Raw genomic sequence first — 16,793 nt, 5'->3', positions numbered from 1 at the left:
AGTGATATCTTTAATAGGTATGAAACCTAAATTCTGATAAAATCAAATCTGAGTTTAACAAGAAGGTCGATATCATCCAAGGGCATTTCTCTAATTTTCATATACCCCAATATTAGAGTTATGCATTATGCAAAGTTACAATAAAAATCAGAAGAGTCCCATAGTATACAAGTTTCTTTAGCTTCCGGAGGTGAAGGCAGGAAAACCTTACTTCTTATCATAAACCCCATTAGAGAACTTCCCGTAAGCCATTACCTGATTTGTATCGGGAAGATGTACAATCTCCGGAAGGTTATTCGTATCGAAGTCAATATAAACCAACTTTTCCGTATCCGAACCGTTACGAATGACATGTGCACCTTCAGGACCCGTAGGGAAAGTTATTGCATCACCGGCCTTTACCGTCACATCCCCATTTGCTGTGCGAACAATTCCTGTACCACTGATGATATAGAACACCTCTTCGTCTGTTTCGTGATAATGATATCCATAGGCAAAATTACCCGGTTCCACTTCTACAAAGTTCACACGGCATTGGTCCACATCCGTCTGCTCAACAATCGGTTTCACTGTAAATTCATTACCACCCTGGCTGATTTTCTGACCTTCTACGGTCTTGTAATTCTTTACTGCAAGTTCTTTCATTGTTTTTTTGCTTTTAATTTGTTTATAAAATAGTTGCATTCATCAGTTTTTTCACTAACTTCGCAAATGCAGTCAGTGACTTTCCGATGATGCAAAGCTATATACTATTTTACTTATAAACAAGAAGTTACAAATCGGTAAGATAGTTACCTAAAGGTTACTTTTGCTGAAAAGCAAGAGTTTAAAAATGAAGAAAAGAAGAAAAAACTAATTATGACCTAATCACAAAAGTATGAAAACAAGAATTACCTCTAATCGTATCACAGAACTACATCCGGACGAGATATTCGTTTTTGGCAGCAACCTGGAAGGCGCGCATGGTGGCGGAGCCGCTTATCTGGCATGGAAAAAATGGGGAGCCATCTGGGGACAAGGAACCGGATTACAGGGACAGACCTATGGCATTCCGACCATGCATGGCGGGCCGGAAGCCATCAGACCTTATGTAGATGAGTTTATCCGCTTTGCCAAAGAGCATTCACAATATACTTTCCTCGTTACAGAGATAGGATGCGGTATTGCCGGATTCGCCCCGAAAGAGATTGCTCCTTTATTTAAAGAGGCTGTGGATGTGCCTAACATTCACCTGCCTCAACGCTTCTGGGATGTACTGAATGCGAAGTAAAGCTTCGTACGCCTTCTACCTAAAGCCAATAAAATACAGGAAAGGGAACAGAAAGAGCAGATAACAAATATAACTCCTGTAGAAACCAGGATATTTCCAATGCCTACCAGGGGAGAGACAATGCCGCCGAACGAAAAGCAAACAGCACCCAACAGTGCCGAAGCTGTTCCGGCATTCGTGCGCTCACACTCCATGGCTAATGCGGTAGAGGTGGTAAACGTCATTCCCATCATAAAAAGAACCGCTATCAGCAGCAGTTCATAAATCCAGAAGCTGCAACCCAAAGCCAAAGCGGAACATTCGAGTAAAGAAAAAATAAGCATACCCATACAACCGACCAGCGTTCCGTTCGCAGGCCGGCGAAACTTCACGGAAAATGCCGCCGCACCACCGATGGCAATAGCGTTAATACTGAAACAAATGCTGAAAGCAAAGGGCGAATAACCATAATGTTGCTGTATTATGAAAGGTGAGGAAGCAATATAAGCAAACAGTACTCCTTGTGCAAAAGCGAGTTGTAGCACATAGCAGACATACTGTTTATTGCGAAGCACCACCTTGAAACTATTAAAAGTATCCGCCCATTTCGTAGCCAGGCGATTTTCCGCCGGGAGTGATTCCCGGAAACGCATACATCCTATCAAAAGGAGCACACCCAATGCAAGTAAAATTATGAAAATTCCCTGCCAACCGATGGCTTCCGTAAACACTCCGCCAATAATAGGCGCTACCACGGGAGCAATGCCATTAATGGCTCCAATGATCGCCAGCATCTTTGCCAGATCTTTGCCCGAAAATTTATCCGTAGCAATGGAACGGGCTATAACAATCCCCCCTGCCCCGGCAATACCTTGTATCAACCGGAAAGCGACGAATTGCTGAATATTCTGCACAAACAAACAGAAAATCGTTGACACAATAAACAACCACATAGCAACCTGCAACGGTATGCGTCTACCATAACGGTCACTCAAAGGGCCGAAGAATATCTGTCCGACGGCCAGTCCGATCATACTGGTAGTCAGTCCTAACTGAACCATTGAAGAGCTTGTACTGAAATATTCTCCCATAGACGGAAGACTCGGTAGGTACATGTCCGTGACAAAAGGCCCGAAGGCCGTCAGCATACCCAATAAGACCAGAATAAACAGCTTTGAATTATCTTTTACCATATAAACTTAACTTATACATTTCGTGGAATATACGTCCACTTTCGGGCTGCAAAAATAATAATAATTCACCTTATTCCCCCTACCAATTTTAGCCAAAGCTATCCAATACAAGAACAAAAAAATCTCAACTTATGCTGTAGCTTCCAGTTTTTTGTCTATACGCAACTCATGCTTCACAAAACGACGAATGGAACGATAGGTAGGATGCAGCACTTTATATGGACGAATATCACTCTCGTAAACCAGGAAGGCCAACAGACAGAACAAAGCCATCAGAGTGAGCCAGCCGTACAGTTCTTTCATAGAAACCATCAGAGCCTGTTGCTGCACAGCACCGTATACTTCTCCAACGGGTATCCGGCTGATGAAAGGATTTACATGATCCACTACCGAACCCAGTAACATCGAGTTCTTTTTCATTGCCCCATTGAGAGCATGCCCCAGTATAGCCGTTCCCAAAGCCCCACCAAATCCGGCACTGACAAACGACTGTACGGACACCGCCTGAAAGAAATGCTGAAAAGGGACACGAGATAGCACTGTAAGAAAACAAATAGCTATTATCACATACCCGAAACTGCGCAGGAACAGCGGTACAAACAATGTCTCCTTGGGCAAAGCATAGTCAATACCGAAATAAAAATACATCAGATAACCCGTAATGGAAAAGAATGCAATCACAGTCATTGTCTTATATCGCCACTTACGACGGGAAAAAGTGAAAAAGGTAAAGCCTGCTCCCACTATAATTCCCAGCAATACCGCCCAATTGAGCGAAATTACATTCAGGGCATCATACTCTAATATACTCTCCATATAGATATGCTCAAAGAGATGCGAAGGCGCCAGCAGAATATCTATTACTATATATAGTATAAAGGGAAACCATACGGCACGATACGTCCAGGTCTTCAAAGCAATGAACGGGTGACGAATGAAAGATGCACGCCATAAATTCAATGCAAGAATAAGTATACCGATGACGGTTGCCGCCCGGATCTGGAAAGACTGATACCAATCGTAATGTTCCCCATACACACAGACAAAGAGGATGCACAACAACACAAGTCCCCACATCAAAGCCCCCAACCAATCGATACCGAACAACGGCAACTTCGGCAAAGAGCGATAACTACGGAACAGGCACAATGTAGCCAGCATCACCAATAACAATAAACCAATAATCAGCCAATGCATATACTCCCACTTTGCCCAAAATGCTGTATAGACTGTTATCAGTCCCGACAGCTGAATACAACTCTGCACCAATAGATAGATAAAACAGAAAAATACCGACAAATCCCGTTTAGGGGTAAGCCATAGCTGAATGGTGGAATTACATTCGAATGTAGCCCACATGCGGAAGATTCCTGCAAAGAAACAGGTGATCACCAGCACAGGAATGCTATGCGTCTGCATACATATCAGATTAGAAACAATCAGAGCAATGCTACACGTCATCAATGAAGTTTTCGAAGCAAAGCGGAACTTCAGTCGAAACATGATGGCGAATGTCAGTCCCATGCCTATCATAGAAGCGTAGCCTGCCATCATAATATCTTCCTGCATCAATGCCGTAGAACCGACCATCTCACTGACTGCCGCCAAATAGAGACCACCGGAAAACTGGAAAACGATGACAAAGGCAATGATAATCCAGGGACGCAACTTAGGAGGAACAAAATCACGGATGGCCGGAATGGAAAAAGGTCCTGTTTCGTGCATAATATCAATAATTTACTACGCACTCCACATTCATACCGGCACGCAAGCGTTCCATATCTTCCGGACGATTGCCGGTAGAGAATTCTATACGGACAGGAATACGTTGTTCTACTTTCACGAAGTTTCCGGCAGAGTTATCCTGCGGCAGAAGAGAGAAGCTGGCACCCGTAGCGCGGGAAATAGATTTCACAGCACCTTTAAACGTTATTCCGGGCACAGCATCCACTTCTATTTCTACCGGCTGGCCTTCTCGGATATGGGTAGTCTGAGTCTCTTTATAATTAGCTACTATCCATCTCTCATTTTCATCGACAATGTCAACCAAAGTCTGCCCGGGTTGTATCAGTTGTCCTTCCTGAATTTCTTTCCGACCGGTAGTTCCGTCACAAGGAGCGAGGATAACGGTATAAGAAAGGTTCAGACGCGCCAGCTCCAGGGCAGCTTGCGCCAGTTTGATACCTGCATCCGTCTGTTCCAGACGATGGGTCTGTTCCTGCTTTACCAAAGTTGTAGATTGACGTTGACGAAGCAGAAGTTCATAGCGTGCTTTGGATGCCTCGTAATTTGTCTGCACGGCATCGTACTGCTGTTTGGTGACGGCATCCTGTGCCAAAAGGTTTTTATACCGGTGGTATTCACGTTCGGCATTATCCAACCGGACTTTTGCCTCCTGCAAACCGGCATCGGATACAGCTATATTATTCTGAGTAGTATGTACTGTGGTGGCCACCGCATTCTTTCCCGAAATGGCGTTCTGAAAATCAGCCTCAGCCTGTGCCAGGCGGAAACGAAACTCGGAATCTTCAATCAAGACCAGAGTATCGCCTTTATGTACTTCCCGGTATTCATCGAAATAGATTTTCTTGATAAAACCCTGTACACGGCTGTTGACGGGGACAATCAGTTGTTTCACCTGTGCGTTGTCTGTATAGGCTACATTGCCGAGATGAACGAAATGGGAACATACCCACACCAGTCCGGTGATAAGTAAGAGGCTAACCACTACGTTATAAATCTGTTTTTTCTTTTTACGTTCCATGTCTTATTTAATTCATTAGTTTACATTCATATATCAAAAACCATTTTTCATCCGCAGATAACGCAGATTACACAGTTCCTACGGCTGAGCTATGCCTTTCAGAAAAATAAAATCCGCATAATCCGTGTCATCTGCGGATGAAAAATTACTTGACGACAATTTATAAGCACCCCGCCGTCTTCTTCAACTTATAGAGATTGAAAAGTATATTGATCTGTGCATTCACCAACTGCAACTCCGCATTCAGTTTAGAATTGCTGGCATCCAGCATATCAGTAATCAGCGCCAGATCATTCAAATAGCGGTTATTCACCACACTGTAGTTTTGTGCTGCCAATTCCAGACTTTTCTCTTGTGTATCGCAAATGGTAAAAGCCTCATGAAAACGGATATATGCCGCTTTTACTTCCGTCCGCACATTCTCCTGCAACAATAAGTCGTTTTCTTGCGCACGCTGGGTGGACAGTCGTGCCAGACGAATTTTCTTACCCGACTTGAAAGTAGAAGCAATATCGAATTTCACTCCTACACCGATATACCAATAGTTCAGATTTTTGTTAATGGGAGGCACTTCAATCGTAATAGGACCATCTAGTTTATCACCTGCAAAAAGAGCTATGGACGGCAAACGTTCAGCCTTTGCAATCCGTTCATTATACTCCGACTGCTTGATATTCAATTTCATCTGTTGCAGCACGGGAGAACTCAATACCGCCGTTTCCTGCCAAAGAGCTTCCTCCGAGAGTTTGGGAAGTCGTCCCAGCAAGGTAGTATCCACATTTATCACCGTTTCCTGGGGCAAACCCAATACCGTAACCAATTGATTGTTCAGGATAAGGATACCATTTTCAATCTGTGTCAATGCCAGTTCCAAAGATTTCAGTTGCAACTCATAACGAGTGATGTCATTCTTTAAAGCCAGTCCTTGCGATTGTTTGGCATTGATATCTTCTACCAATTTCCGGGTTTGCTCTATATTCTTCCGGTACACTTCAGCCTGATTCTGCAATTTATACATCTCCAAATAATTGCCTACTAACAAAAAGCGGATATCCTGCCTGTTCTTTTCTTTATCCAACTCTGCCAGTTGCTGTTGTAATTTGGCAATGGCAATCCGGCTGGTGATAGCCCCACCTGCATAAATAACCTGCGATGCTTCTATTGCAAAGTTATTGCCGAAGTGCGGCATAGCAGCATTCTCTCCATTTGTAAAATCACGGTCTGCCAGCCAGACATCTCCCAAATAACTTGCCGAAACGGATACGTCAATCGAAGGAAGTTGAGCATTCCTGGCCACCTTTACTGCCTGTCCGGCTTCCTCTTCCGCCAGACGGAACATACGAATACTGCGACTATTAGCATCTGCCAACTCGAACATTTCTTCAATTGTCATCTTCTGAAAGGTTTGTGCAGGTGCCAACGAAATGCTCAATGCACCGATAAAGACAAATAATACTTTCAATTTTCTCATAATACCTATTAAATTAATAAAGGAGCATCAAAATGATAATTTGTAAACCTGTTATAAAGATTAGGCGCAGACTACACGGATTACGCGGATTAAAGGCTGCGCTATTACATCAATCCATAAAAAAATCCGTGTAATCCGCGCCTAAAATTATCATTTACCTCAAAACGGCTGCAAAGGTCGGATAAATTCTTTGCCGGAGAGAAATCCCAAATTGGGCAAAATTGGTTTAATTTGGAGATTTCAAAGGTTTACATTATCTTTGTACAACATAAAATCACACCTAATGACCCCTTCCATACGCATCAAAAACATCAGTGAACTCCCCATCATTAGTGGCAGCAGAAATGATACACGAAAGAAAATCAGTTGCATTACTATTGGGTATCGGGAAGCAGAAGAACAGTTTTCGTCAGATATCCATCTGGACGCTTTTATCATCTTATTGGTTTTATCCGGAAAAGGACATACCGTAATCAATTACAAGGCGTATGATATTCAAGCGGATACGCTTTTACTTCTATCTTCTGCTCATCTGTTTCATTTTTATGAATGTAGTGATGACTTTCAATGCCAATGTCTCTTTGTCAGCAAGGCTTTTACGGATGAAATGGACTCCACTGACATGATCTACCGACGGACCAAATACGGTGTGCGGCTATATAACCAACCGGTAGTTCCTTTAGCGCATCCTTACGCTGTTTTATTAGCCGAACGATTAGCCAGCATCAATAAGAATATTGACCGTACAGAGCATTTCTATCACAAAGAAGTCATTCTGAACCGTTTGTTCGCCTTTTATCTTGATTTAAGTGACATCCTTGAACGAACCAACCTCCCCCATACGGACGGCTGCCTGACCCGATACGAAAGTATTATCAAATCATTCATCGAACTACTGGCAACGCATTATCGTGAAGAACATAAGGTAGATTTCTATGCTGCCCACCTGAACTTATCTGCCCATCATCTGACACAGATCGTGAAACTCGTGACAGGACAAAGCGTGAGCGATTTCATCTTCGAAATGCTATTCAGCGAAGCCCGTAACTTACTGACACATTCCAAACTCTCCATACAGGAGATTGCCACCACCCTCAACTTCTCCGACCAGTCTTCATTCGGAAAGTTCTTCAAACGGAAGGCCGGTGTATCACCAATTGATTTCAGAAAAGATACAGTGTTCGTTGAAGAAAGATGAATCAACCATAAAAAAGGTCTTTCAATTGACGATTTTTACGCAAAAATCGTCAATTGAAAGACCTTTTTTACTATATTTGTCACAAAACAAAGTGTGATGAATATTATTAAACGTATCCTTCAGGATAAAATATCAGAACGAATAGAACCCAATAAAGCGGTTCTGCTTTTTGGTGCACGACGCGTTGGAAAGACGGTTCTCATACGTGAGTTGATAAAAGAGTTTAAAGGTCAGTCCATGTTACTTAACGGAGAGGATTACGATACGATTGCCCTATTAAATGAACGGAGTATTTCCAACTACAGACATTTATTAGAAGGGATAGATTTGCTAGCTATTGATGAAGCACAAAACATCCCGGAAATCGGTTCCAAACTTAAATTAATAGTGGACGAAGTGGAAGGCATCAAAGTCATTGCAAGCGGTTCTTCCTCTTTCGACCTACTCAACAAAGCCGGTGAGCCTTTGGTAGGCAGATCTACCCAATTCCATCTGACTCCATTCTCACAAAAAGAGATTTCACAAATAGAAAATGCATTGGAAACAAGACAGCACTTAGAATCTAGACTTATCTATGGTTCTTATCCTGAAGTAGTGATGCTAGAAAGCTTCGAGCGGAAAACTGATTATCTACGAGATATTGTAGGAGCTTATCTATTGAAAGACATTTTAGCAATCGACGGTTTGAAAAATTCCAGTAAGATGAAGGAACTACTGCGTCTAATTGCATTCCAAATGGGCAGTGAAGTATCTTATGACGAATTAGGTAAGCAATTGGGAATGAGCAAAAATACAGTTGAAAAATATCTTGACTTATTATCCAAAGTATTCGTGGTGTATCGTTTGGGAGCCTATTCACGCAATCTCCGTAAAGAGGTAGTGAAAGCCGGAAAATGGTACTTTTACGATAACGGTATTCGCAATGCAATCATCGGAAATTTCACCCCTCTATCTGTACGCCAAGATGTGGGCGCACTATGGGAAAACTATTTAATCAGCGAACGAATGAAGCAATCTTATAATCGTAACCGAGCCAAAGAATTCTATTTCTGGCGAACATACGACAATCAAGAAATTGATCTAATAGAAGAATCACCCGAAGGTTTATCCGCTTTTGAATTCAAGTGGGGAGACAAAAAAACGAATGTCCCTACCAGTTTCGCAACAGCTTATCCGGAAGCGTCTTTCAAAGTAATAAACAAAGAGAACTATCAGGAATTTGTGTTATAACCGCCGTTCAATCGGATTTGTAATCCTGAGACTGTAAGGAAACCGAAAAAAATACTATTTTTCCATTTACAGGAAGTTAAGAGTTTATCAACAAGAAGTTGGGAGTTTGTCGACAAACTCTTAACTTCTTGTCGACTGGGAATTAATATTTTGTAAGCTTTTGATAATCTGAGAGTAAGCTTCCTTATGCAAAAAAGATATTCGTATACATATATTACTTGCGTTCTACGCACCTCTTAAATATTAAATAACCCGTTGACGGAATTCGTTTCAGAACGGCTCCATGCCATCTCCGTATGCTCTCCGTGTCATCTCCATACTATCTCCGTGTCATCTCCGTAACTACTCCGTAGCCTATTCGGTCAGTGATACCTCTATTATATACGGAGTAAGTACGGAGCAGACACAGAGCAGATACGAAACAAATCTGTGCACAGTTCGGATAGAAGTCATGTAACTCAAGTTTCTTTATTCAGATATTTATCGTACTTTTGTAGCCTGTAAACCCGCTATTACGTTTAAGAAGGAATACAACTATGCGCTATAAACTTTCGGCACCAGCCACTTTGCATACCACTATCCAGCTCCCGGCTTCCAAAAGTATCAGCAACCGGGCTTTGATATTACACGCTTTAGCCCAAGGGCATATCGCGCCAAGCAATTTGAGCGATTGCGATGACACCCGTGTCATGATAAAAGCACTGGACGGGAATCCCGGACATATCGACATTCTTGCCGCCGGAACCGCCATGCGTTTTCTCACGGCTTACCTCAGTGTAACACCGGGTACACGCATCATTACCGGTACCGAACGGATGCAACAACGCCCCATACGTATTCTAGTGGATGCCTTACGTGAACTGGGTGCACAGATAGAGTATGCCGGAAAAGAAGGCTTTCCACCTTTACGCATCACAGGTACAGAATTAACAGGCGAAGAAATCAGCCTTGCCGGAAATGTCAGTTCACAATATATATCTGCTTTACTGATGATCGGCCCCATCCTGAAAAACGGATTGAGGTTGAATCTTACAGGAGAAATCATTTCCCGCCCTTACATTAATCTAACACTGCAACTAATGAAAGAATTCGGTGCAGACGCTGCCTGGAGTTCTGAAAGTAGTATCACCGTCCGTCCGGGAAAGTACAGAGACATACCTTTCACAGTAGAAAGTGACTGGAGCGGTGCTTCTTACTGGTATCAGATGGTTGCCTTAATTCAGGATAATGAAAAAAAAGAATCTACAAAAACGGAAATAAAATTACCCGGACTTCTCCCACACAGCTATCAGGGCGACAGCCGGGGAGCTGAAATATTTGCCAAACTCGGTGTACACACCACATATACCGACCAAGGAGTGGTACTGACTAAGATGGGAACTCCCGTTACCTGTTTAAAGGAAGATTTAGTGGATATACCCGACTTGGCACAAACTTTCGTTGTGACTTGTTGTTTAATGAACATACCTTTCCGATTTACCGGATTGCAGAGCTTGAAGATAAAGGAAACCGACCGCATTCAGGCGCTTATCACAGAATTGAATAAACTGGGATATGTGGTAAAATCGGAACAGGACAGTATATTAATCTGGAACGGTGAACGCTGCGAACCGGCCTCCCATCCCGTTATTGCGACTTATGAAGACCACCGGATGGCAATGGCATTTGCACCCGCCATCCTTCGGACGCCATCCATACGGATTGCCGATCCGCAAGTGGTGTCCAAGTCTTATCCGGGATACTGGGAAGATTTGAAACAAGTAGGATTTGGGATTGAAATAGAGGAATAAGCTATGTGGATATTAATTATAAGTCTTATTGCACTTGTCTGTATCGCCCTTTTGGCAGGATACATCCGTAATCAACGCTTGCAAAAGAAAATAGAGCGCGGAGAACTGGATGCCATGCCTGAAGTGAAAGAGGCCGACGCAGAATGCTGCGGACAGCACGAAATATGCGAACGGGACAGTCTGTTAGCTGCTGTCAGCAAAAAGATAGAGTACTACGATGATGAAGAACTGGACAAGTACATCGGCATTGCCCCCGAAGATTACACTCCTGAACAGGAAGATGAATTCAGGGACGTATTCTATACGATGCAGGACATCGACGTTGCCGGATGGGTACGCAGTTTGCAACTGCGTGGAATAGCTCTGCCAAACAATATCAAAGATGAAATATTCCTGATTATAGGAGAGAGGAGATTTTAAAGTGGATCTACTGCAATACACCTTCTTTCAACATGCCCTCATCGGCAGTTTGCTGGCAAGCATTGTTTGCGGACTTATCGGTACGTATATCGTAACGAGGCGACTGGTGTTCATTAGTGGCGGACTGACACATGCTTCTTTCGGAGGAATTGGTCTGGGATTATATACAGGAATCTCTCCTATTCTGGCAGCCGGAGTGTTTGCGGTACTGTCGGCTTTTGGCGTGGAATGGCTTAGCAAACGCAATGATATGCGTGAGGACTCAGCTATCGCGGTATTCTGGACGCTGGGGATGGCATTGGGTATCATGTTCACTTTCCTTTCACCCGGGTTTGCACCTGATTTGTCCGCTTATCTGTTCGGTAATATACTGACGATTACATTCGGAGACATCGCCTTGCTGGCAGGACTTGCAGTGATACTGGCTATTTTCTTTATCCTATACCTGCGTCCGATTATTTACGTTGCTTTCGACCGGGAATTTGCACGTTCACAAGGTATTCCCGTACAAATATTCGAATATGTACTGATGATGTTCATTGCACTGACCATTGTGGCATGTCTGCGCATGGTAGGCATTGTGCTGGTTATTTCCCTGCTCACCATCCCACAAATGACTGCGAATTTGTTTACGCATCGTTTCCACCGCATTATCTGGCTATCCATCGGCATCGGTTATCTCAGTTGCCTGGGCGGATTAATGATATCCTATTATCTCAACGTTCCTTCCGGCGCAGCTATCATCTTCTTTTCCATCATTATATACGTAGTATGTAAGCTGGGAAAGAGTTTTTATTTATCTTTACGGCAGAAAACGCAGAACCCGTAAAACTTACTGGCATAGTTGAAACGCAAAGCAATCCTCCTCACTGGCATCTTAGTCACTTTGATGCTCGTTGCCGGATGTTCTACCCGAAAGAATACAGCCGGCACACGCTTCTATCATGCCCTAACCACCCGTTACAACGTCTACTTCAACGGAAACGAAGCTTATAAAGCCGGATTGCAGGCACAGCAACAAGGGAATAAGGATAACTACATGGAAATGCTCCCCCTCTATCCCATCGGCAATAAAGAAACTACAGGTATCGGTACTTCCGACTATGAGCGAGCCATTGAAAAAGCGCAAAAAGCTATTCGTCAGCATTCTATCAAGCGACGCCCCATACGTAAACCAGGACGGGCATACACGGACGAATACAAAAAATGGCTGGCACGTCGGGAGTTCAATCCTTTCATACACCGTGCATGGCTGCTATTGGGAAAAGCACAATATCAGAAAGGAGATTTCCCGGAAGCTGCCTCAACCTTTTCTTATATCGTGCGCCTCTATGACGGACAGACGAATATCACTTCCGAAGCTCTGATCTGGCTATCCCGCTGCTACTCAGCACTGGGTTGGCAATACGATGCTGAAGATGCTCTGAACCGGGTAAATAACGATAGTCTGCCACTATCACTGGCAGTCCCTTATGCTTCGGCAACAGGAAACTACCTGTTGGGCAGTCAGCGATACAAAGAAGCCATCCCCCATCTTGAAAAGACAGCCAAAAACGAGAAGAACAAACAGCAAAAAGCGCGATGCTATTATCTCCTGGGACAGACTTACCAGCTATTGCAACAACCGGAACAAGCTTATCAATCATACAGCAAAGTAATTCGTCTCAACCCTCCGTACGAACTGGCATTGAGTGCCCGTATCCGCCAGACGGAAGTGATGCCCACCGCCAATAGCCGTAAGATAACAGGGAAGCTACTGCGGCTGAGCAAAGACGAGAAAAACGAAGAGTATCTGGATCAGATTTACTATGCATTGGGTAATGTTTACCTGGCCGGGAAAGACACGGCGCAGGCTCTTTCCGCATATCACAAAGGAATAGAAAAGAGCACCCGTAATGGTGTGGAGAAAGGAATTCTTCAACTGACATTAGGAAACTTGTACTGGCAGCAGGCACGCTATGCTGAAGCGCAGAAAGCATATGCAGAGGCAATAGGATTGATAGATAAGACACACCGGGAATATGCCGACATTACCACCCGTTCGGAAATATTGGACGAACTGGTACCTCATACCAATACCATACAGTTGCAGGATAGTTTGCAGCACCTTGCCGGGATGCCGGAGGCGGAACGAATGGCCGTCATAGAAAACATCATTGCACAGGTCATCGCCCGGGAGGAAGCAGAACGCAAGGCGGCCGAAGAAGCAGAGCGGGAAACAAACCGCCTGCAGATGCGGGAAGAAGCGGAAAGTCAGTTACCTGCAACTTCGATTATCAGCAAACCAGGGCAAGGGAATACCACTACTCCACAAACTACCCAGCCGGCAATAGGTGGAAAGCAGGATTGGTATTTCTATAATCCGCAATTAGTGGAGCAGGGAAAAGCAGAGTTCCAACGTTTGTGGGGACGTAGAAAACTGGAAGACAACTGGCGAAGGAAAAATAAGACTGTGGTTACATTGGACGATTTTGAAGAAATAGATTACAGTGAATCGGAAGATATTGCCCCCAAAGACAGTATCCCGAACAGTCAGGAAAATGAAGCAACAGAAAGCTCTGTCTCCCCAGAAAAAGATCCTAAAAAGGGAACTACCGACAGCATCGCCAATGATACGCATCGTCCGGAATACTATCTGGCACAGATCCCATTGACAGAAGAGGCCATGCAGGCATCCAACGCATTGCTATCGGAAGCTTTATACGGTGCCGGAATGGTTTTCAAGGATCGTATGCACGATTTCCAACGGGCAGAAGCCATGTTCGAAAGGCTCATACGGCAGTTCCCGGACTTCGCGCAAGCTGATGAAGCCTATTATCAGTTATTCCTGACGGAATTGGCTATAGAATATTATGAGAAAAAAGGTAGTTCCGCTGAAAAATATAAAGCCGAACTTATCGCCCGATTCCCCGAAAGCCGTTATGCCAAGACACTGGCTGACCCGGATTTCGCAGAGAATGCCGTACATGGTAAACAACGTGAAGATTCACTCTATATCCGTGCTTATGAGCATTTCCAGATGGGCGACACAGCCACTGTGCGGGCTGCCGAACATCTTTCTTCCGAAATATATCCATTAGGGCAACATCGCCCGAAGTTTATGTTCCTCGAAGCCGTCACCCGACTGCAGGGAGGAGAAACAGAAAGGTTCCTCGCCACTCTGAAAGAACTTGTACAGCAATATCCGCAGAACGAAATCACCGATCTGGCCGCCCATATACTGAAAGGCGTACAGGAAGGACGTCTGCTGGCCCGTGACAGCCATACATTCGGTTCTATCTGGCAACGACGGAGTGCCGAACTGACCGAGGCAGGCAACTTGTTGGGCGACAGTTCGAGCAGTACCGCTATTCTCCCACCGGACAGTGCTTTCAGCACAGAGCGCAACGTACCGTTCCTCTTTATCCTTGCTTATGAAGAAGGAAAAGTAAACGAGAATATGCTTCTGTTTGAAGTGGCACGCTATAATTTCTCCACTTTCCTAGTTAAGAACTTCGATCTTACATTTGCTCACGAACGGGGTATCGGTATGTTGCAAATTCGTCCGTTCAACAATTACGATGAAACACAGCAGTATTTCCGTCGACTTTATGCAAATCCCGAAATGGCGGCACGGCTCAGTGGTATGCGTGCCATAGTCATCTCGGAGGCCAACTATGCGCAATTAATCAAACAATATAGTTTCGATGATTATGATGCCTTCTACCGTACACACTTCTCTTCCATACCGGAACCGGAACTAAAAGGCTATACACTGGATGAACCTCTGCTGAACCTGCCGACAGAGGAAGAAGAACGACAGAGAGAAGAAAATCTACCTACGGAAGAGGACGACCCGGAAAATGGTGTTATCTTTGGGGACTGAAATAGCTAACAGATATGAAGAGAGATAGATTACTTTGGGTGGACGATGAAATCAGTTTGTTGCGACCGCACATCCTGTTTCTGGAAGGCAAAGGCTACGAAGTAGATACCGTAACCAACGGACAGGATGCACTCGACCGCTGCCGCGCTACAACCTACGACCTAATCTTTCTGGACGAAAACATGCCCGGACTGAGTGGTCTGCAAACTCTGGCATTAATAAAAGAAATCTGCCCCACCGTCCCTGTTATCATGATCACCAAGAGTGAAGAAGAGAATATCATGGACATGGCTATCGGACAAAAGATTGCGGATTACCTGATCAAACCCGTCAATCCTAACCAAATATTGTTGTCGCTAAAGAAGAATCTGCATCGTCGGGATATAGTCAGCGAAGCTGCACAAACCGCTTATCAACAAAATTTCGGTAAGATAGGCATGCAAATCAATGACTCACTGACGGCAACCGACTGGATGGAATTATATCGCCGCCTGGTATACTGGGAACTGGAATTGGAAGCTACAGACAGCCCTATGAGCGAGATGCTTGCCATGCAGAAAGCAGAAGCTAATTCTGCCTTTGCCAAATTCATAAAGAAGAACTATGCCAACTGGGTATCGGACGAAAAAGGGGCTACTAACACACGCAAACCCTCTTCGGAAAACACCGACCGCCCTCTGATGAGCCCGGACCTTTTCAAACGCATCCTTTTCCCTCTGCTGGACAAAGGTGAAAAAATTTTCTTTATTGTACTTGATAATTTCCGGTACGACCAATGGAGCGTTCTTGCCAATGAATTATCCGGTTTATTCAACATTGAAGAGCAACTCTATTTCAGCATTCTGCCCACTGCCACACAATACGCCCGCAATGCCATCTTTTCCGGGCTGATGCCTGACCAGATAGCTAAGCTTTTTCCCGAATTATGGATAGATGAGGACGAAGAGGAAAACAAAAATTTGAATGAAGCTCCACTGATACGTACCATTATAGAACGCTATCGCCGCAGTGATACTTTCTCTTACCATAAAATAAACGATGCTTCCAGTGCAGAACGTCTGCTGGCACAACTTCCCGCCTTAGCGCAGAATGACCTCAATGTTGCCGTATTCAATTTCATCGACATGTTGAGTCACAGCCGAACGGAAAGCAAAATGATACGTGAACTCGCCTCTACCGAGGCAGCCTACCGTAGTATCACCTTTTCCTGGTTTCGTCATTCACCGCTGAGCGACTTGCTGAAAGCACTTGCCAGCCGTCAGTATCGGGTTATCATCACCACCGATCACGGCAGCATTCGCGTAGACAACCCGGTAAAGGTGCAAAGCAACAGTAAAGAAATTAATGCTAACCTGCGCTATAAACTGTCACGCAACATGGCATACAATCCCAAACAGGTGTTTGAAATCACCCGCCCTTCTGAGATACACCTCCCCTCACCCAACGTGAGTACACGCTATATCTTCGCCACAGGTCGGGATTTCTTTGCCTATCCCAATAATTACAACCATTACGTCAGCTACTACACCGATACCTTCCAACATGGAGGCATTTCGATGGAAGAGATGATTATCCCACTTATCACACTAAGTGGACGAAACTGAAAGTAAAAT

General features: G+C 44.3%; 13 protein-coding genes. 8 read left to right on the top strand and 5 right to left on the bottom strand.

What is annotated here, in order from left to right:
* Positions 1 to 207 precede the first annotated feature (207 nt).
* Positions 208 to 645 carry a cupin domain-containing protein gene (locus tag K429_RS0116445; protein ID WP_026367622.1) on the bottom strand — a complete coding sequence of 146 codons (438 nt, stop codon included), beginning with the start codon at positions 643 to 645 and terminating at the stop codon, positions 208 to 210.
* Positions 646 to 877: 232 nt separating this feature from the next.
* Between K429_RS0116445 and K429_RS0116440 the strand changes: the two genes are divergently transcribed.
* Positions 878 to 1,270, top strand: coding sequence for a hypothetical protein (locus K429_RS0116440; protein ID WP_026367621.1), 393 nt, complete (start codon positions 878 to 880; stop codon positions 1,268 to 1,270).
* Here the strand turns inward: K429_RS0116440 and K429_RS0116435 are convergent.
* The 4 genes from K429_RS0116435 to K429_RS0116420 form a co-directional block, all read right to left on the bottom strand.
* Complete coding sequence (locus K429_RS0116435) at positions 1,237 to 2,442, bottom strand: multidrug effflux MFS transporter (RefSeq protein WP_026367620.1); 1,206 nt, start codon at positions 2,440 to 2,442, stop codon at positions 1,237 to 1,239. The genes K429_RS0116440 and K429_RS0116435 overlap by 34 nt on opposite strands.
* Before the next feature lie 129 nt (positions 2,443 to 2,571).
* Positions 2,572 to 4,167 carry a hypothetical protein gene (locus K429_RS0116430; protein ID WP_026367619.1) on the bottom strand — a complete coding sequence of 532 codons (1,596 nt, stop codon included), beginning with the start codon at positions 4,165 to 4,167 and terminating at the stop codon, positions 2,572 to 2,574.
* A gap of 4 nt (positions 4,168 to 4,171) precedes the next feature.
* Complete coding sequence (locus tag K429_RS0116425) at positions 4,172 to 5,206, bottom strand: HlyD family secretion protein (RefSeq protein ID WP_026367618.1); 1,035 nt, start codon at positions 5,204 to 5,206, stop codon at positions 4,172 to 4,174.
* A 160-nt stretch (positions 5,207 to 5,366) separates the two neighbouring features.
* Positions 5,367 to 6,677 carry a TolC family protein gene (locus K429_RS0116420; protein WP_026367617.1) on the bottom strand — a complete coding sequence of 437 codons (1,311 nt, stop codon included), beginning with the start codon at positions 6,675 to 6,677 and terminating at the stop codon, positions 5,367 to 5,369.
* Positions 6,678 to 6,960: 283 nt separating this feature from the next.
* Between K429_RS0116420 and K429_RS0116415 the strand changes: the two genes are divergently transcribed.
* The 7 genes from K429_RS0116415 to K429_RS0116385 all read left to right on the top strand — a co-directional run bounded on the left by K429_RS0116415 (position 6,961) and on the right by K429_RS0116385 (position 16,784).
* The gene (locus K429_RS0116415; protein ID WP_026367616.1) at positions 6,961 to 7,875 is read left to right on the top strand and encodes an AraC family transcriptional regulator; all 915 of its coding nucleotides are present in this window, start codon (positions 6,961 to 6,963) and stop codon (positions 7,873 to 7,875) included.
* A gap of 96 nt (positions 7,876 to 7,971) precedes the next feature.
* On the top strand, positions 7,972 to 9,105 hold the full coding sequence (locus K429_RS0116410) for an ATP-binding protein (protein WP_007219614.1): 1,134 nt from the start codon (positions 7,972 to 7,974) through the stop codon (positions 9,103 to 9,105).
* Between the two features lie 536 nt (positions 9,106 to 9,641).
* Positions 9,642 to 10,895, top strand: a complete 1,254-nt coding sequence (locus K429_RS0116405) for a 3-phosphoshikimate 1-carboxyvinyltransferase (protein WP_007212278.1) — start codon at positions 9,642 to 9,644, stop codon at positions 10,893 to 10,895.
* A 3-nt stretch (positions 10,896 to 10,898) separates the two neighbouring features.
* Positions 10,899 to 11,315, top strand: a complete 417-nt coding sequence (locus K429_RS0116400; protein ID WP_007212277.1) for a hypothetical protein — start codon at positions 10,899 to 10,901, stop codon at positions 11,313 to 11,315.
* 1 nt (position 11,316) lies between these two features.
* Positions 11,317 to 12,144 (top strand): metal ABC transporter permease, encoded by an 828-nt coding sequence (locus tag K429_RS0116395; RefSeq protein ID WP_026367615.1) that lies wholly within the window; start codon positions 11,317 to 11,319, stop codon positions 12,142 to 12,144.
* Between the two features lie 60 nt (positions 12,145 to 12,204).
* A complete protein-coding gene (locus tag K429_RS0116390) occupies positions 12,205 to 15,180 on the top strand; it encodes a tetratricopeptide repeat protein (protein ID WP_026367614.1) in 2,976 nt (991 codons plus the stop codon).
* 14 nt (positions 15,181 to 15,194) lie between these two features.
* Complete coding sequence (locus K429_RS0116385) at positions 15,195 to 16,784, top strand: bifunctional response regulator/alkaline phosphatase family protein (RefSeq protein WP_026367613.1); 1,590 nt, start codon at positions 15,195 to 15,197, stop codon at positions 16,782 to 16,784.
* Positions 16,785 to 16,793: the final 9 nt, after the last annotated feature.

This window comes from Bacteroides sp. 14(A), assembly GCF_000526555.1.
In the GTDB taxonomy this organism is placed as follows: Bacteria; Bacteroidota; Bacteroidia; order Bacteroidales; family Bacteroidaceae; genus Bacteroides; species Bacteroides cellulosilyticus.
Note: the sequence above shows the minus strand (reverse complement) of the source record. Positions and strands in the feature narration are given on the sequence as shown.

Bases quoted from the DNA above. Each gene is read 5' to 3' on its own strand.
- K429_RS0116445 (WP_026367622.1), bottom strand. From the start codon at position 645: ATGAAAGAACTTGCAGTAAAGAATTACAAGACCGTAGAAGGTCAGAAA.
- K429_RS0116440 (WP_026367621.1), top strand. From the start codon at position 878: ATGAAAACAAGAATTACCTCTAATCGTATCACAGAACTACATCCGGAC.
- K429_RS0116435 (WP_026367620.1), bottom strand. From the start codon at position 2,442: ATGGTAAAAGATAATTCAAAGCTGTTTATTCTGGTCTTATTGGGTATG.
- K429_RS0116430 (WP_026367619.1), bottom strand. From the start codon at position 4,167: ATGCACGAAACAGGACCTTTTTCCATTCCGGCCATCCGTGATTTTGTT.
- K429_RS0116425 (WP_026367618.1), bottom strand. From the start codon at position 5,206: ATGGAACGTAAAAAGAAAAAACAGATTTATAACGTAGTGGTTAGCCTC.
- K429_RS0116420 (WP_026367617.1), bottom strand. From the start codon at position 6,677: ATGAGAAAATTGAAAGTATTATTTGTCTTTATCGGTGCATTGAGCATT.
- K429_RS0116415 (WP_026367616.1), top strand. From the start codon at position 6,961: ATGACCCCTTCCATACGCATCAAAAACATCAGTGAACTCCCCATCATT.
- K429_RS0116410 (WP_007219614.1), top strand. From the start codon at position 7,972: ATGAATATTATTAAACGTATCCTTCAGGATAAAATATCAGAACGAATA.
- K429_RS0116405 (WP_007212278.1), top strand. From the start codon at position 9,642: ATGCGCTATAAACTTTCGGCACCAGCCACTTTGCATACCACTATCCAG.
- K429_RS0116400 (WP_007212277.1), top strand. From the start codon at position 10,899: ATGTGGATATTAATTATAAGTCTTATTGCACTTGTCTGTATCGCCCTT.
- K429_RS0116390 (WP_026367614.1), top strand. From the start codon at position 12,205: ATGCTCGTTGCCGGATGTTCTACCCGAAAGAATACAGCCGGCACACGC.
- K429_RS0116385 (WP_026367613.1), top strand. From the start codon at position 15,195: ATGAAGAGAGATAGATTACTTTGGGTGGACGATGAAATCAGTTTGTTG.